The sequence below is a fragment of the Cryobacterium sp. HLT2-28 genome (assembly GCF_004402495.1).
GTDB lineage: Bacteria > Actinomycetota > Actinomycetes > Actinomycetales > Microbacteriaceae > Cryobacterium > Cryobacterium mannosilyticum.
Genome location: NZ_SOFH01000005.1, coordinates 1 through 16,363 on the forward strand (window position 1 = coordinate 1; position 16,363 = coordinate 16,363).

13 protein-coding genes are annotated in these 16,363 nt (G+C 70.2%); 2 read left to right on the forward strand and 11 right to left on the reverse strand.

Annotation, left to right across the window (positions count from 1 at the left end; genetic code table 11):
- Nucleotides 1-95: 95 nt before the first annotated feature.
- From E3O48_RS01035 to E3O48_RS01060, 7 genes are all read right to left on the reverse strand, one after another.
- Nucleotides 96-518 carry a VOC family protein gene (locus E3O48_RS01035; protein WP_134536998.1) on the reverse strand — a complete coding sequence of 141 codons (423 nt, stop codon included), beginning with the start codon at nucleotides 516-518 and terminating at the stop codon, nucleotides 96-98.
- Entirely contained in the window at nucleotides 515-2,755 is a 2,241-nt protein-coding gene (gene malQ, locus E3O48_RS01040; RefSeq protein ID WP_134536999.1) for a 4-alpha-glucanotransferase, read from the reverse strand. Before malQ ends, E3O48_RS01035 begins: the two co-directional genes overlap by 4 nt.
- Nucleotides 2,756-2,827: 72 nt before the next feature.
- Nucleotides 2,828-3,631, reverse strand: coding sequence for a methyltransferase domain-containing protein (locus tag E3O48_RS01045; protein WP_134537000.1), 804 nt, complete (start codon nucleotides 3,629-3,631; stop codon nucleotides 2,828-2,830).
- 219 nt (nucleotides 3,632-3,850) lie between these two features.
- Nucleotides 3,851-4,873: a non-homologous end-joining DNA ligase gene (ligD, locus tag E3O48_RS01050; RefSeq protein WP_134537001.1), complete on the reverse strand. Its 1,023-nt coding sequence runs from the start codon at nucleotides 4,871-4,873 to the stop codon at nucleotides 3,851-3,853.
- A 61-nt stretch (nucleotides 4,874-4,934) separates the two neighbouring features.
- Nucleotides 4,935-5,672, reverse strand: coding sequence for a lytic transglycosylase domain-containing protein (locus tag E3O48_RS17890; protein WP_241982346.1), 738 nt, complete (start codon nucleotides 5,670-5,672; stop codon nucleotides 4,935-4,937).
- On the reverse strand, nucleotides 5,669-6,115 hold the full coding sequence (locus E3O48_RS17895) for a hypothetical protein (protein ID WP_241982347.1): 447 nt from the start codon (nucleotides 6,113-6,115) through the stop codon (nucleotides 5,669-5,671). The genes E3O48_RS17890 and E3O48_RS17895 overlap by 4 nt, the downstream gene beginning before the upstream one ends.
- Before the next feature lie 140 nt (nucleotides 6,116-6,255).
- Complete coding sequence (locus E3O48_RS01060; protein WP_134537002.1) at nucleotides 6,256-8,811, reverse strand: ATP-dependent Clp protease ATP-binding subunit; 2,556 nt, start codon at nucleotides 8,809-8,811, stop codon at nucleotides 6,256-6,258.
- Nucleotides 8,812-8,938: 127 nt separating this feature from the next.
- Between E3O48_RS01060 and E3O48_RS01065 the strand changes: the two genes are divergently transcribed.
- Together E3O48_RS01065 and E3O48_RS01070 are read left to right on the forward strand one after the other, a co-directional pair.
- On the forward strand, nucleotides 8,939-9,295 hold the full coding sequence (locus E3O48_RS01065) for a hypothetical protein (protein WP_134537003.1): 357 nt from the start codon (nucleotides 8,939-8,941) through the stop codon (nucleotides 9,293-9,295).
- Between the two features lie 3 nt (nucleotides 9,296-9,298).
- On the forward strand, nucleotides 9,299-9,748 hold the full coding sequence (locus E3O48_RS01070; protein ID WP_134507254.1) for a hypothetical protein: 450 nt from the start codon (nucleotides 9,299-9,301) through the stop codon (nucleotides 9,746-9,748).
- A 287-nt stretch (nucleotides 9,749-10,035) separates the two neighbouring features.
- Here E3O48_RS01070 and E3O48_RS01080 read toward each other — a convergent pair whose 3' ends face one another.
- The 4 genes from E3O48_RS01080 to E3O48_RS01095 form a co-directional block, all read right to left on the reverse strand.
- On the reverse strand, nucleotides 10,036-10,593 hold the full coding sequence (locus E3O48_RS01080; RefSeq protein ID WP_134507256.1) for a hypothetical protein: 558 nt from the start codon (nucleotides 10,591-10,593) through the stop codon (nucleotides 10,036-10,038).
- A gap of 75 nt (nucleotides 10,594-10,668) precedes the next feature.
- Nucleotides 10,669-14,046, reverse strand: coding sequence for an ATP-binding protein (locus tag E3O48_RS01085; protein ID WP_134537005.1), 3,378 nt, complete (start codon nucleotides 14,044-14,046; stop codon nucleotides 10,669-10,671).
- Nucleotides 14,046-14,819: a DUF4194 domain-containing protein gene (locus E3O48_RS01090; RefSeq protein ID WP_166788573.1), complete on the reverse strand. Its 774-nt coding sequence runs from the start codon at nucleotides 14,817-14,819 to the stop codon at nucleotides 14,046-14,048. Before E3O48_RS01090 ends, E3O48_RS01085 begins: the two co-directional genes overlap by 1 nt.
- A complete protein-coding gene (locus E3O48_RS01095) occupies nucleotides 14,812-16,314 on the reverse strand; it encodes a DUF3375 domain-containing protein (protein WP_134537007.1) in 1,503 nt (500 codons plus the stop codon). Before E3O48_RS01095 ends, E3O48_RS01090 begins: the two co-directional genes overlap by 8 nt.
- Between the last annotated feature and the right edge of the window lie 49 nt (nucleotides 16,315-16,363).

Below are 16,363 nucleotides of genomic sequence, written 5' to 3' on the forward strand. Positions count from 1 at the left end.
AACACCCTCCGCCTTCGATTAACAGCGTCCACGCCGGGCCAGTCCGATCTGACTAGACGTGTACCGCTACCGACAATCGATTAGGACTCACTCATCTAGGTGGGGCTCCCGGCGATGTTGACCATCCAGCTCACGCCGAACCTGTCCAGGCACATCCCGAAGCTGTCGCCCCACGGGGCTTTGTTGAGCGGCATGGTCACGGTGCCGCCGGCCGAGAGCCCGTCCCAGAACCGGCGCAGCTCGGTCTCGTCCGCGGAGTCGCCGCTGAGGGAGACCGCGTAATTGGTGCCGGGCGTGTACTCCATGCTGTTGGGAGTGTCCGCGCCCATCAGGACCAGGCCGCCGTCCGTTTCCAGCATGGCGTGCATGGTCTTGTCCTGCTCAGCCGGGTCCTGGCTGACCTGGAACTCCGCGAACGTGCTGCGGGTCAGGGTGCCGCCGAAGACCGACTGGTAGAACTCCATGGCCTCCTTGGCCGTGTCGCGAAAACTCAGGTACGGGTTGAGACGTGAGGTCATGAGCTGCACTCCTTCGTTGACGGATTCCTGCTTCGATTATCGACCACCCGGCGCGGATACCCGAGAGTCGGGTCAGCTACGGCGTCGGCACCAACCCGGTCGCCGAGCTTCATCGCCCTGATCAGCGACGCGAAACGCGTGTTGCCGGGCAGGTCGTCGATCAGCACGGACACCCCGTCCGGGCCGGCCAGGGGAATCCGCCAGTTCGGGTACTCGTTCATGGTTCCCGGCTGGTTCTGGGTGCGCCGCTCACCGACCGCGTCCACCAGCGCCACGCCGAGAAGCGATGACGGCGTCAGCGCCGTGAACGCATGGAGCGCCTCGACCGTTTCCTGGATCCCGACGGGCGTCCCGGACACCGGCAGCAGCCCCCGCTCGCGCACGAGGGCGAGCACCGCCTCCTGCTCCGCCGCGTCCGCCGCCCGTTCCTCGTCGACCGGGCGACCGAGCAGACCGAGGGATTCGCGCAGGGCCACGTGGTCTCCGGCGAGGTAGCCGGCGGTCGGCGGCAGGTCGTGGGTGTTCACACTGGTCAGGCACTGTTGCCGGTAGCGCTCGGGGGCGAACGGCACCCCGTTGTCGCGCTCGAACCAGAGGATGGAGGTTCCGAAGATGCAGCGCTCGGCCAGGTACTCCCGCACCCAGCCCTCGAAGACCCCGAGGTCCTCGCCGATCACAATCGCCCCGGCGCGCTGGGCCTCGAGCGCCAGGATGCCGATCAGGGCCTCGTGGTCGTAGTGCACGTACGTGCCGTCCCCCGGACCAGCGCCTTCCGGGATCCACCAGAGCCGGAAGAGACCCAGGATGTGGTCGACGCGCACCCCGCCGGCGTGACGGAGCACGCTGCGGAGCATGTCCCGGTACGCCGCGTAGCCGGAGTCGGCCAGCCGGCCCGGGTGCCACGGCGGCTGGGACCAGTTCTGGCCGATCTGGTTGAACATGTCCGGCGGCGCACCGACGGTCATCCCCTGGGCGAGCACGTCGTGCAGGGTCCAGGCATCCGAGCCGTGGCGCTGTACCCCGACCGCGAGGTCGTGCACGACGCCGATGCCCATGCCGGCATCCGTCGCCGCCCGCTGGGCGGTCTCCAGCTGGTGGTCGCACACCCACTGCAGCCAGCAGTGGAAGGTCACCCGGTCGGCGAGCTCGTCCCGGTGCAGTGCGGCGAAAGGGCCGCGCGGGCCGGTCGGTTCCAGCAGCCACTCCGGCGAGTCCGCCGGGAAGCGTTCGGTCAACGCGCACCACAGCGCGAAGTCCTCGAGCCCCGGGCCCTGCTCCCGGCGGAAGACCTCGAACTGGTGCTCCCTTGCCGGGCTGCGCCGGACCTGGTGGATGAGTTCGAGCGCGGTGAGCTTGGCTGCGTAGGAGGAGTCCCTGTCCAACCGTTCGGTGTCGAGGTTCGCCGGCTGCAAGGTGGCCGCGAGGTTCTCCACGACGGTGCGGGACGCGGCGGGCAGGTAGGCGTACTCGAGGATGTCCTCGACCCGGATGTACAACGGGTGGAAGAACCGCCGGCTGGACGGCAGGTAGGGCGACGGCTCCACGGGCGGGGCCGGCTCCGAGGCGTGCAGCGGGTTGACCAGCACGAATCCGGCGCCGTACTGGGCTCCGGAGATCGCGGCCAGGTCGGCCAGGTCGGCGAAGTCGCCGATTCCCCAGGACCGTGAGGACCGCACGGAGTACAGCTGGGCCATCAGGCCCCAGCTCTGCTGCCCGGCGAGCGCCTGGGTGGTCTGCAAGCGCTCGGGGGTGACCACGAGCGTGCTCCTGGCCGTCTCGCCGGCCGATTCGGCGAGCAGGGTGTGCCAGCCGAGGGGCAGGTCGGCGGGCACGACATAGGAGGCCCGGCTGACACTGCGGCCGTCGATGTTCCGCGGGTCGCTCCAGTCGCCGCGCTGCGGAACCGGATGCCGTGAACCGTCTTCGGCGAGGACCGACACTGTGACCGACTGGCCGGTGCCGACGTGCACGGCGACGTCGAGTTCGCTGCCCTCGCGGGCGACGAGAGTGGGCGGCAGCAGCCGACGCCACGGCTCACTCTGTTTCTCGGCCAGCGACGACGCGAGCTCCTCCGGCGAGCCGGCCGGGACGCCCAGGGCCGTGAGCACGCCGCGCAGAGTCTCGGCCTGCACCGTTCGTTCCACACCGTCCCAGCCGCGGATCGACGTGTCCACCCCGTGTGCCCGTGCCAGTTCCAGCAACGCTGCCGTCGTTTCGTCGGGTTGACCGTGCTTCATGGCCCCACTCGTTTCATGAACCCACTCGTTTCATGACCCCACTCTATGGCCTGTGCCCGGGCCGCCCGCCGTTCAGGCGAGGACGGTGGCGCGCACCGCCCAGGCACGGGCCGACAGGGGAATCGAGCCGTCGGGCTGCACGGGCAGGCGCGCGCGGAGGATCTCGCGCAGGTAGGCCCGCCGGCGCTCGTCCAGTGACATCAGGTAGGCGGGAGCCGGGCCCTGCCCGCCCAGGAACGGCTCCCAATAGTCGTCGAAGTCGGGGAATGGGGTGGGGATGTCGATGGCCCGGGCCTCGGGGTCGGTCAGCCCTGCCTCGGTGAACAGGTCCTGCAGGGCCTCGGGCCGGCAGGAGGGGAACCGGGCGCCTTCGTGCAGGCGCACCGCGTCGGGGTCGAGCAGGGCCGCGGCGTCCCAGAAATACCGGATGCGCTCCATCTTCCCGGCGTAGTCCCAGACATAGGCGGCGATGGTGCCTCCCTCCACCGTCACCCGGGCCATCTCGGCCAGCGCCGCGCGCTGATCCGTGATGAAGTTGAGGACCAGACCGGACACGGTCACGTCGACCGCCTGGCCGGGAAGCGGGATGGCCTCGGCGCCGCCCTGGTAGAGCCGTGCCCGGCCGCCCAGGTTCTCCCGCGCCGCCGCGAGGAATCCTGCCGAGGGTTCCACCCCGGTCACCTCGGTCGGGGAGCACCGGTCCAGGATCTCCTGGCACAGCGCCCCGGTGCCGCAGCCCACGTCGAGCCAGCGCCGACCGGGCGAGATCCCGAGCCAGTCGACGAACTCCGCGGCGACCAGACGGCTCCACCGCCCGATGTAGCGTTCGTACGGGCTTCCCTGCTCCCAGCGCTCGAGCACCGGTTCCGAATCCATGGTCGCTTCTCTCCACGCCTGCGTCTGTGACTCTCGCTGCCGGGACCTCGAGCCTGATCCGCCGGGCCGGGTCTCCGCCACCGATTGCTCACAAACTACAACCCTTCGGGGCGAATGCGACAGGGACTTCTACGCTGGAAGGCGTGGAAGCTCGAATTCCCACGATGACGCCAGCGATCCTCACGGTCACGGTAAAACCTGCTGCCGGGCCGCCCATGGTCAGTGATCCGGACGGGCCCGGCTCGGCTGCACCCGGGGCGGCTCCCCCGGCATCTTCGGGAAGTCGGGCGGGAACGGCAGCTCGCCGAGGCCCGCCTCCCGGTCCCGGGCCCACCAGCCGAGCAGCAGGTCGATCGTTCCGGGGTGATCGTGCATCCGCGCCCAGGGGTCGCCGGTGCTGCGCAGCCGATCCGGCACGGTGGCGACGGTGTGGTCCCGGGGATCGGCGTCACCGAGCTCATCCCAGTCGAGCGGGCAGGACACCGGCGCGTGGGCCAGCGGCCGCGGGCTGTAGGCGCCGGCCATCGTGCGGTCCCGGTTCGCCTGGTTGAAGTCGACGAACACCCGCTCGCCCCGCTCCTCCTTCCACCAGTTCGTGGTGACCTGGCGCGGCATCCGGCGTTCCAGTTCCCGTGCGGCCGCGATCACCGCGTGCCGCACGTCCAGGAACTCATGGGTCGGGGTGATCGGCGCGAAGACGTGCAGGCCGCGGTTCCCGGATGTCTTCACGAAGGCGGTCAGGCCGGCCTCCCCGAGCACCGAGCGCAGTTCGACCGCGGCCGTGACGGCATCGCCGAAGCCGGTGCCCGGCTGCGGGTCGAGGTCGATCCGCAGCTCGTCGGGGTTTTCGGGCAACCCGGCGCGCGAGGCCCACGGGTGGAAGACGACCGTGTTCATCTGCACCGCCCAGACCGCGGCGGCGGGCTCATCAAGGACCAGTTGCGGATGCGACCGTCCGCTCGGGTACACAACCGTCACCGACCGCACGAAGTCGGGCGCGCCCCGCGGCGGGTTCTTCGAGAAGTACTGGTCGCCCTCGACGCCGTCCGGGAACCGCTGCAGGGTCACCGGCCGGTCGCCGTTGGCGCGGATGAAGGCGGTGCCGACGTCGATGATGTAGCGGGCAAGGTCCAGCTTGGTGGTCCCGGTCTCCCGCCAGAGGATCCGGCCGGGGCTGGAGAGGCGCACCTCGCGGTCGCCCTGCGGTCCGGGGACGGTGAGGAGCACGGCATCGGTTCCCATGCGGACAACCTAGCGGGATTGCGCCGCCCGGCACCAGTCTGTTCGACCGCCCGGTCAGCGGTCAGTACCAGTTCACGCTCTCGGAGTGCGCCCATGCCCCGCAGGGGGTGCCGTACCGGGCCGCGATGTAGCCCAGGCCCCAGTTGATCTGGGTCGCGGCGCTCGTGCGCCAGTCGCTGCCGGCGGACGCCATCTTGCTGCCCGGAAGGGACTGCGGGATGCCGTAGGCCCCGCTGCCGGCGTTGTAGGCGTCGGCTCGCCAACCGGACTCCCGGTTCCACAGCGACACCAGGCAGCTGAATTCACCCTGGCTCCAGCCGCGTGCGGACACGGCCGAGGAGGCGTAGGCCCGTGCTGCGGCCGGATCGACGACCGTGCCCGGTGACGGCGCGGTACCCGAACCCCCGCTTCCGGTCCCCCCGCTTCCGGTCCCTCCGCCCTGGCCGGCCGCGGCCTGCGCTGCGGCTGCTGCCCGTGCCGCTTCCGCCTCTTGCTTCTGGTAGGCCTCATCCGCGGCGACCCCGGCCAGATAGGAGCGTTCGGTTTCCGCCGTGGAGTTCTTGAGGCTGGCGAGCTGGGCGACGAGCACGTCGGCCGTCGCGGTCTGCGCGGCCAGTTGCTCATCGGCGGCCCGCTGGGCGGTCACCGCCGCTGCCGCCTGGTTCTGGGCGATCCTGGCCAGCCGGTCCCGCTCGGCGGCGGCCGCCGCCGCCGCCTTCGAGGCGCTCTGGCCCACGTTGGCCTGTGCCAGGGCCCTCTGCTGGATGCCGGCGGCCGTCTCGCCGAGGCGTGTCGTCACGCCCAGTTGATAGAGCAGGTCGGCCCCGCCGTCGGCAGACAGGAGCAGCCGGGTGACGACGCCGCCCGAGCCCGCCCGGTAGAGCTGCGCCCCGTCCGGCCGAGCTGATCGTCTGCCGCCGACGCCTTGTCCGAGGCGACGGCCAGTCGAGCGGAGAGCGCGGCGGCGTGCGCGGCGGCCGTTCCCGAGTCGGCCTGGGCAGTGGCGGCCGCCCCGTTGGCGACGATGGCCGCGTCGCCGAGGCTCGCCGCCGTGGCCTCCAGCCCGGACAACAGCCCGGTGATCCGTTCGACCGCGGCTTGGGTCGTTGCCGTGGTGCTCCGGGCCGCCTGGACATCCGCCCAGCTCGGGTACGTCTCGTCGGCTCGAGCGGGAGCCGGCAGGGACAGGGCGACGAGGGCGACAAGGGCGGCCACGCCGAGCATCCGCGGTGTCGTGCGCACGCGTCTCCCCGGGGTTCTCGTCGAGCGGTTGTCAGTCGAGTCTAGTTCGGCCGCGCAGCGCCTCTCGGCTGCGCAGCTGGCTCTCGGCTGCCCAGACGGCGAACCGGTGGCCGGCCCGATATCGGGCCGGCCACCGTCGCTCACGCGACGAGCACCAGGCGCCGGTCGACCCGGAGGCTGTCGCCATCGACGGAGACGGTGACGTCTCCCCCGGACTCCAGGTCGCCTGCCACCAGCAGGTCCGCGACGCGGTCGTCGAGCTCACGCTGGATGACCCGGCGCAGCGGCCGTGCCCCGTATTCCGGCTGGTAGCCGTGGGTGGCGATCCAGTCGACGGCCTCATCGGTCACCGTGATGCCGATCCCCTGGTTGCGGAGTCGGGCCTCGGTCTGACCGAGGAGCAGTCGGACGATCCGGCGCAACTGCGGCTGGTCGAGCTTGCGGAACAGCACGATCTCGTCGATCCGGTTGAGGAATTCCGGCCGCATGGCCTCGCGGAGCTTGCCCATCACGCGGCCCCGCAGCGCCTTCTCCGAGCCGAAGCCGTTGCCGGCCCCGTCCGTCTCGGTGGTGAAGCCCAGAGCCCCGCTGCGGCTGGCCAGGAACTCCGAACCGAGGTTCGAGGTCATGATCACGACCGTATTGCGAAAGTCCACCGTTCGGCCCTGACCGTCGGTGAGGTGCCCGTCGTCGAGCACCTGCAGCAGCAGGTTGAACACGTCAGGGTGCGCCTTCTCGATCTCGTCGAGGAGCACGACCGAGTACGGGTTCCGCCGCACGCGTTCGGTCAGCTGCCCTGCCTCGTCGTAGCCGACGTAGCCGGGAGGAGCGCCGACGAGCCTGCTCACGGTGTGCCGTTCGCTGAACTCGCTCATGTCGAACCGCAGCATGGCGTTCTCGTCGCCGAAGAGCGACTCCGCGAGGGCCTTGGCGAGTTCGGTCTTGCCGACGCCGGTGGGCCCGAGGAACAGGAAGCTCCCGACGGGCCGGCGTGCGTCGCCCATGCCGGTGCGGTTGCGTCGCACGGCCTTCGCGATCACCGTCACCGCGTCATCCTGCCCGACCACCCGCAGGTGCAGGTCGTCTTCGAGCCGGGCCAGGCGTTCGCGGTCGCCGGCGGTGAGCCGGCTGGCCGGGATGCCCGTCGCCCGGGCGATGATCTCGGCGATCTCGGGTTCGCCGACGACGGCGTCGTCCGGGGCCGGCATGGATGCCCGGCCGGCGTCGGCCGATTCGATCTGCTCCTGCAGGGTGTCGGCCTCGTCACGCAGCCTCGACGCCTCTTCGTACTGTTCGGCGGCCACCGCCAGGGTCTTTTCGGACTCGAGGGCGGCAAGCCGCTCGCGCAGCCGGGCAAGGTCGGGCCGGGAGCCGAGCTTCAGGCGCAGACGGGCGCCGGCCTGGTCGATCAGGTCGATGGCCTTGTCGGGCAGGAACCGGTCGGTGATGTAGCGCGCCGACATTTCGACCGCGCTCCGGATCGCCTCTGCCGTGTAGCGCACGCCGTGGTGCTCCTCGTACCGGCCCTGCAAACCCGTGAGGATCTGCACGGCGTCGTCGATGCTCGGCTCGCCGACCCGAACGGGCTGGAACCTGCGTTCGAGCGCCGGGTCCTTCTCGACGGTGCGGTATTCCTTGAGGGTCGTCGCTCCCACCACGTGCAGTTCCCCGCGGGCCAGGCGCGGCTTGAGGATGTTGCCGGCATCCATCGCCCCGTCGCCGGCCCCTCCGGCGCCGACCACGGTGTGCAGTTCGTCGATGAAGACGATGAGCTCGTCGGTGCGCGCGCTGACTTCGTCCATCGTCTTGGTCAGGCGTTCCTCGAAGTCGCCGCGGTACCGGGTGCCGGCGAGCATGGCGGGCAGATCGAGCGCGATCACCCGCTTCTGCCGCAGCTGCTCAGGGACCTTCCCGTCGACGATGGCCTGGGCCAGACCCTCGACGATCGCGGTCTTGCCGACACCGGCCTCGCCGATCAGAACCGGGTTGTTCTTGGTGCGGCGGGACAGGATCTCGATGGTCTGATCGATCTCGTCGGCCCGGCCGATGACCGGGTCCAGCTTGCCGTCGCGGGCGCGCTGGGTGAGGTCGGTGCCGTAGAGCTCCAGCATCGGGTTCTCGGATTCCACGGCCGCTTCGGACTGCTCACCGGCCGGCCGTCCGTCCTCGGCCGCGCGGGCACCGGACTGCAGGGACTCCTGGGTGACCCCGGCTGCGGCCAGCACCTGGCCGGCCGGGGAATCCTGATTCACGACGAACGCGAAGAAGAGGTGTTCCGGGTCGATGTAGGTCGAGCCGAAGGCGCGGGCGACCTGGTGCGCATCCAGCAGCGCGCGCTGCGCCGACGGCGTCAGTGACGGGTCGGCATCGGGGCGCAATTCGGACTTCTCGGGAAGGCGCTGCTCGGCGGCCTTGGCGATGGCGCCCGGATTCGACCCGGCTCGCCGGATCGCCCCGGCGGCCGGCTCCTGCACCGCAAGGACCCGGAGGATGTGGAGCACGTCGACGTCGGAGTGGCCGTGGTCGATCGCGTATCGGGCAGCCTGGGCGAGCACCTCGTGGGTGCGGCGGCTGAGCAGCCGGGTGATGTCGATAGGACGCGCCGACTGGGCGGCGCGCTGGCCCTGCAGGTAGCGGGCGATGAACTCGTCGAACGAACCGCCGTCGGACCCTGCGGGACCAAGGAATGTAGGCATGTGACCTCCTGATGGTGAAACTTGAGTGCCCTTGACTCAACTTAACGCGGGCATCCTGATTTCATTCCCGGGGTTTCCCGTGAGTCGGCCGTGACGCGCGGATCAGGCCGGGGCACCGGAGAGTGTGGTGGACTGGGCAGACCTGCTCGAGACCGGAGACACTCCCACGATGAAGCTCACCGACATCACCCCGCCCGCACGGAGCTTTTCGCGCTGGCTCACCGAGGAGGAGATCGGCCAGGTGCTCGCCAGCGACCGAGGCTGGCGGCTCGCCCCCGACGGGAGCGTCGTCGCCGGCAAGCTGCGCAGGACGATCATCGCCGCGTCGCTGACCGAGCTCGGCGCCGCGGCCCTGGCCAACCGGTGGACGAGCCGGGCTGCCGCGCCGGGCAGCGACGGCAGCGGCCCGACCCACATCATGTGGGGCGTGTTCAATGCGCGCACCGACGCCGACGTCGCCGCCGCAATCGCCGGGCGGTCCTGAACTATGACCAGACAGGTCGCCGACCGCGGGCGCACCCCGACCACCCTCCCCCGAACGATCGGACGCTGGTTGCTGGGCGCGTTCCTGCTCCTGGCCGGGATCAGCCACCTGAGCTGGAACCGGGAGGCGTTTCTCGCCCAGGTACCGCAGTGGCTGCCGCTGGGGGGCGACTTCGTCGTGATCGCGTCGGGCCTGGTCGAGATCGCCCTGGGCGCGGCCCTGCTCGCCCTGCCCCGATGGCGCGTGCCGGTGGGCTGGGTCGTCGCCGCGTTCTTCCTCGCCGTCTTCCCCGGCAACATCTCCCAGTTCGTCACGGCCACCGACTCGTTCGGGCTCAACTCCGACCTGAGCCGGGGCATCCGGCTGGCCTTCCAGCCCCTGCTGGTGCTCTGGGCCCTGTGGTCCACCGGGGCCTGGCAGGCCTGGCGTTCGGCCCGGTCGGCCCGCCGCTGAACCGGGCTCCCAGTTCCCTGCCAGCATCACGGATACCCCATGGGGTATCGTGAGCGAGACAGTTGAACGAAAGGGACCATCGAATGTGCCGAGCAGTGACGTGTAGGAAGTGCGGAAAGACAACCTGGGCCGGGTGCGGACAGCACGTCGACCAGGTGATGCGAGGGGTTCCGGGCGCGCAACGCTGCCGCGGGCACGAAAACGAACCGTCCCCCAAGGGGTTCTTCGCCCGGTTGTTCTCCGGCAGCTGAGCCGACCGCGGCGCCCTCTGGAGCGCCGCGTCGGAATCAGTAGTCGCTGGCCGGCGAACCGGACCTCTCGGCGTGCTTGAGCCTGAGCACGGCCAGGTCGATGCTCACGAACACCTCGGTGCGGGCGGCCCGCCGGTCCTCGTAGTCCGGGTCACGGTCGTCGATGGCGAGCCGCACCAGCTTCGCTGACACCGCGGCCCGGATCTCGTCACTGGCGGCCCGCTGGGCCCGCTCGACGATACGGGCAACGTGCCGGTCATCCTCGGCGACCGCCCGCAGGGCGATCGAGAGCCGTTCGTGCACCCGACGCCGGAGCCGGAGTTGGCTGATGTCCGCGTGCTGGTCCTCGGTGAGATCGGTGGTCCACCGGGACCTGGTCAGCGTCTTCCGGAGGCGGCGCACCCGCCGGGCGTACGAGTCGTTCTGGCGGATGAGCACGTCCAGTTCGTTCCGGGCGGCGTCCGCATACATTTCGGGATCGTAGTCGGCGTGCTCCCGGAGAGCGCCGATGATGATCTCGTTCTTGACGGCCATCCGCACGGCGGACAGCGCGATGAAGAGGCCCTCGTCGACCATCGTACTGACCTTCGACACGTCACCTCCTCACCCGATGCATCGAGCCTACCGGGAGGCGCGTCGGCACTCCATCGGGCCGGCGCGCCTCCCGGCTCACCCCGCCGCGGAGACCGGGGAGGACAACGGGGTGATGTAGGAGTACCCGGTGCTCGTGTTCTTGGTCATCGACAGCACGAGTTCCATGTGCGGCTCGAGGGCGGTGACCTTGTCGAGCGGCGAGCCGACGATGAGCTGGAACCCCAGGCCCTTCCAGGCGGCCACGGCCCGGCCGGCGAACTCCGAGTCGGACTTGACGAACCCCTCGTCGAGGAAGACCGGCGCGAAGCGTGGCCGGGTGCGACTCTCGTCGCCGAGCTGGAACCGGAGGGCCGCGCCGACGACGAATGCGACCAGTTCCTGGGACTCGCCGCCGCTCTTGCCACCGAGGGACGAGTAGGTGCTGACCTCGTCCCCGTCGGGGGTGATCCTGACCGCGGTGATCTCCACGTGCTTGCGCACGTCGAGCAGCAGGTCCCGCGGCGACTCGGTGCGGGCGCCACCCTCCGGCCGGCGAATCCGGCCCATGAACGCCTGCAACCGGGCGAACCGGCTCTCGGTCTGTTCGTCGCTGAAGTCCTCGGTGGACCCGGAGGAGAGCAGCTTGAGTTCCGTGCGGAACGCCGCCTGGTCGTCGCGGTGCAGCCGGCGCAGGGAGATCCTCAGGCGGTCCCGGCCCGCGCCGAACGGCAGGGTGGTGAGGATCTCGTTGATCGGCTGCAACCGGTCCTCGATCTCCTCGATGGCGGTGCTGAAGGCGCCGATGAGCGGCACAAGGTCCTGCCCGCTCCAGGCCGAGAGCCGGCGCTTCCATTCCTGGCGCCGCTCGTGCAGGCCCAGCGTGTAGACGGCATCGAGGATGTCCCGGTAGCTGGTGTATGAATCCAGCGACACGCCGATGTTCGGGTCGGGCCAGCGGGCCTGGAAGTTCTCGAAGATGCGCAGCAGGGAGTCCCTCGCGCTCGCGGCGTTGCCCCGGTCCAGGACCGACTGTTCGGTGAGTCGTTCGCGCAGCCGCTTCACCCCGTTCTCGAATGCGGCGAGGTCGCCCTCGTCTCCGACGGCGGCGAACTGGGCATCGAGGTGGGCGGAATGCTCTTCCGACAGGGTGACGGATGCCGCGGCCGCCATCCGGTCCAGCTGCACGCTCACGGCATCCTGGCGGTCCACGATCCCGGTCTGTTCGGCTCGGAGCAGCGCGGCCCGGGCGTCGGCGGAGTGCTTCTGTTTCTGGGCGGCGTCGAGCTCGGCCCCGAGGCGTTTCTCCTCGTCGCCGAGCGCGCGGAGCACGTCGCTGTCGGCCAGCACCCGTTCCGACTCGGCTTCCTTGTCCCGGATCCGGGATTCCGCGGCGGCGACGTCGATGGCAGGCCAGGCGGTGTCGAGCACGAACCGGTGGGCGCTGCGGAGGTCCTGGTGCGCGGCCAGGCGGCCGGCCAGGACGGAGGCCTCCGCCGCGAACGCCTCCGCGATCCCGGTCAGCCGGGCCAGCTCGGCGGCGATCTCGTCGAGCCTGGCCCGGCTGGAGAAACCGATGATCGACTTCTGGTCGGAGTTCCAGCCGTGGGCCCCGCGCTTGCCGTTCCGGTTCTGGCCGCTCATCGTCACCCGCGGCCCGTCGCCGACGAGGTCGGCAGGGGTTGCGACGCACAGGGCGTCCAGGTTCGACGCCCTCGCCCGGTCCTGCACCCAGCCGCTGAACGGAGAGTCCTTGAAGACGAGTTTGCCGGAGACGAAACGCGGGTCGCCGACAACGTCACTGTGCTCCCGGAGCTTGACCCCTTCGAAGTGGATCCGCACCGGGATCCGGAGCGGGTCGATGGCTTCGCCGAGTGCCCGGAGGCGCGTCTCGTCGACGAGCATGACCCGCACGACGGAGGCCAGGGTCACCTCGGCGGCCTGGCGCCACGCATCCTCGCCCGGCGCGACGTCGATGAGTTCGGCCACGAAGGGCAGCTCGGCGGCCGGGATCCCGGCGGCCTCGGCGATCATCAGCCGCGCGTTGTGCAGGTGCTGCGGAACCAGGCTTTGCCGCCCGGTTAGGAAGTCCCGTTCCTGTTTCACAGCGCGAATCTGCTCCTCGACCGGATAGGACCGGCGCTGGAGGGCCAGACGCTCCGCGTCCAGGTCCTTCTCCGCCGCGTCGAACCGGGCCAGGAAGTGCCGGGCGGCACCCTGCGCCTGGCTGAAGTCGTGCGGGCTGTCGATCTCGACGGCCAGGGCGAGGCTGCGATCGTCGAACCTCGCCCGTTCCGCTGCCACATCGTCGCGCTTGTCACGGAGCAGGCCGAGCTCGCTCTGCAGGCTGGCGAGGACGTCGCCGCCGTTCTCCCGCTGCTGGTGCTGGATGCCGGCGATCCTGGACTTGAGGAGCGTCTCGGCGTCGCGCGCCTGGGTCAGCGCCACCTGGTTCTCGCGCCGCTCGGCTCCGTTGACGTCGGCGGCGCCCTCGAGCAGGCCCCGTTCGGTGTGCAGCTGCCAGAGAACGAAAGGAGTGTCGCCGGTGCGGTGCACCCCGAACCTGTCGACCAGGTCGGCCTTCTCGGTCGACGTCTCGTAGACCTGGTGCAGGGCGGGCAGACGTTCGAGAACTCGGGCCTTCTGGGCCTCGGTAACCATGGCCCCGTACGAACGTTCGAGGTCTTCGAAGTGGTCGACGGCCTTGTCGGCCGCGGCGAAGGTCGCGGGTTCCTCGAGCACCATGGACTTGTAGAGACCGTCGACGGTCTTGACCTGCTGGCCGGCCTGGATCCGCGCGAGCAGGCGGAGCGCCTTCCCGCCCTCGCCATTGGCGCCGATCCCGAGCCGGGTGTACAGGGTCTGGGCGAACGCCGCGTAGGTGTCGAAGACGGCCAGCTCAGGGAAGCGTGCCTTCATGGCCCGTTTGTCGAACCGGGACTCGGTGACCTCCGACAGGTCGCGCAGGTCGAGCGCGCCGTCGGTGGCGGCCATCTTCATCGTGATGTCGGCGAACCTGTTCCCCCCGCGGGGCACGAAGTAGGCGCGCAGCACGGTGAAACGGCGCTGGTTGTCGTCGATGAAGGTCATCGCCACCGCACCCCAGGTGGAGGCGTCCGCGCCGCGCAACACCTGGTCCTGAAGCTGGCCGGTCCCGGCCTCCCGGTTGGAGTCCGTCTTGCCGCGGAGGTAGGTCATCAGGTTGCGCTGGTCGACGCTGCGCGCCCGGCCCGAGCCGGCGTCGTTGGACGCCCCGTTGAAGGGAGTGTCCGAGGGCATCATCAACGCGAGGTACGCGTCGAGCAGGCTGCTCTTGCCGGTGCCGGACGCACCGGAGACGAGGGTGGACTCTCGGGCGAAGGCCACCTCGTGGTGGCCGTGGAAGCCACCCCAGTTGACCATCTGGAAGCACTCGGCGCGCCACTGGGTGGTGCCCTCGGTGAGTCCGTCCACATAGAACAGAGGGGAATCGCTCATCAGCTGGCCTCCAGGCTGGACTCGGTGATCTCGTCGAGAGTGACCGGCAGGTCGGGCAGGGTGACGTCGTCCGGCAGGGTGACGTCGTCGGGCAGGGTGACGTCGCCCGGCACGCTGGGCTCGTCACCGTTCTGCGCGGCCAGCCACTCCAGCAGCTCGCCCAGCCGCTCGACAGGCAGGAGCACCTCGATCACCGCGGAGATGCGGAACCGGTCGGGATCGCTCGTCCTCAGCAGCACCCGCGCCTTGACCAGGCTCTCCACCGCGGCGGCGGCCCTGCGCGCGTCGCCGGAACGGTCGGTCGCGTGCTCCGGCCGGAAGTGGGCCACGTTGTCGACCAGGTTGTCGCGGTCGACGATCACGATCTCGTGGCCGTTGGCCCGCTCGCTGCGGAACCGCTGCCGCAGCAGCACGAGCAGGATGGTTTCCTCCCGGGTGTAGGAGACGTCGTGCAGGAGGGTCGGGAACCGATCGCCGCCCTCGGCCACGGCCTGCCTCTTGAACGCCACCTCGTAGTGCCGGTCCACGTGCAGGTCGAGGAAGACGTCGTTGAGGCGCGACTTCAGCAGGCCCTCCGACTGCAGGAGGGTGCGCCACTCCGCCGGCTGGAGCGCCGCGGAGATATACCGGTGCTTGAGCAGCAGCACCAGGGTCCTGCGCTGGTCGAGGGTGAGCCCGCCCTCGTCGCCCTCGAACAGGGAGAAGCTGTGCGCGTCGCCCTCCAGCCGCGGCTCGTCTTCGGCGGCGCGGTCGTCTGTCCAGGCGTCAGTCATCATCGGGTCCATAGGTCAGGGCGAACAGCGCCGCCGTTTCGTCATCGTTCAGGATGATGCGGGGCACCTGGAAGCGGCGGCTGGAACCGTCGGGACGCACGGTTTCGAGCGTCTCGACGGTGCCAGCCCGGTGCACGGCGTCGATCTGGGTGGCGATCTGCAGCATCCCGAGGATCTCCACCGGGCGGCGCATGCTCGCGGCGAGCTCGTTGAAGGCGTCGCCGACGGATGCCGCGCCGCCCCGGCCGAGGGCGCTCACCAGGGCGTCGCGCATCTCGCCGAGGCGCGGACCGCCCTGCTGGCGCAGCTCGTCAAGGCTCGGCGGCACCGGCGCGTCGTCGGTGACGTCCTCGAGCGCGGGCGGCGGGCGGTGGCCGGCCGGGTCGTAGAAGCGTTCCCGGAGATGCTCGACCTCGAGCGTGCCCGGCATGAGTTCGGCGGTGACCGTGCTGCGGGGTCCGGCGGTCAGCATCCAGGTCGCGAGTTCCTTGTTGATGTCGCGGAGGAGGCGTTCCAGTTCGCGGTCCTTCACGACGTCGTGGTTGACGATGTGTTCCCGCAGCGTGGTGGTGAGCCCGTTCCGCTGGGTCAGCACGTCATCGATGCCCTTGCGGATCAGGCCGACGGTTCCCATCAGCCCGCGCCGCTCGGCGGCGCTGAGTTCGAGGGCGAACGGGTGCAGCAGGATGGTTTCGAGGTCGTTCTTCAGGTCGGCGAGGAGCGAATCGTTGCGCAGGAGGGTGAAGGCCCCCTCGAAGGCGCGCCCCTCCGGGGTCGATGACATCAGCGCATCCGTCTTCGACAGGTACTCGTCGAGCACCTCGCCGATCGGGCGATCCTCGCTGCGGAAGTCGTTGACGATCTGCCGGTGCATCCCGGCGACGGATTCCTCGACGCGTTTGAAGTCGCTCGGCAGCGCGGTGATCAGGTCGACGAGGTTGGCGTAGCCCTCGTGCATCGCCTCGTTCGACACGGCGGCGATCTCGCCGCCGGCGGCGAGCCGGTCACGCTCGCCCTGTTTCTCGGCGATCTCCTGGTCCAGGCGACGGATGCGTTCCGCCCGGTCAGGGTTGGCCTGCGTGGCGCGGTGGCGCACGGTGTCGACGATGGTGGTCAGGCGGGACTCGCTGATCAGGGCGCGGTCACGGGAGAGGCCCTCGACCAGGAGCAGCGCCTCGAGGGCGTGCGAGGTGAGGGAATACTGCTCCTCGTCGCCCTCCCCCGTCTCCCGGTAGAGCCACTGGTCGTTCATCCACTGCACGCAGAGGGCGCGGCCGTTCTTGCCCGGCACCTCGCTTCCGACCGAGCGGAGGTCGGCGAGGTAGGCGTCGACCTGGGCGTGCAGCCGCTCGGCCGGAACGCTGCGGCGGTCCCTGCTGAAGGAGGACTTGAACACCGCCAGCACGAACGGGGCCCACTTGCGGTCCAGCAGGCGAAGGGTGGGTTTGTCGAACGCTTCGCGCACCCGCGCCAATTCACCCGCAATTTCACTCATCCTGCCACCGATTATCCCATCCCCGGGCGGCGGCATCGGCCCGGGGTCC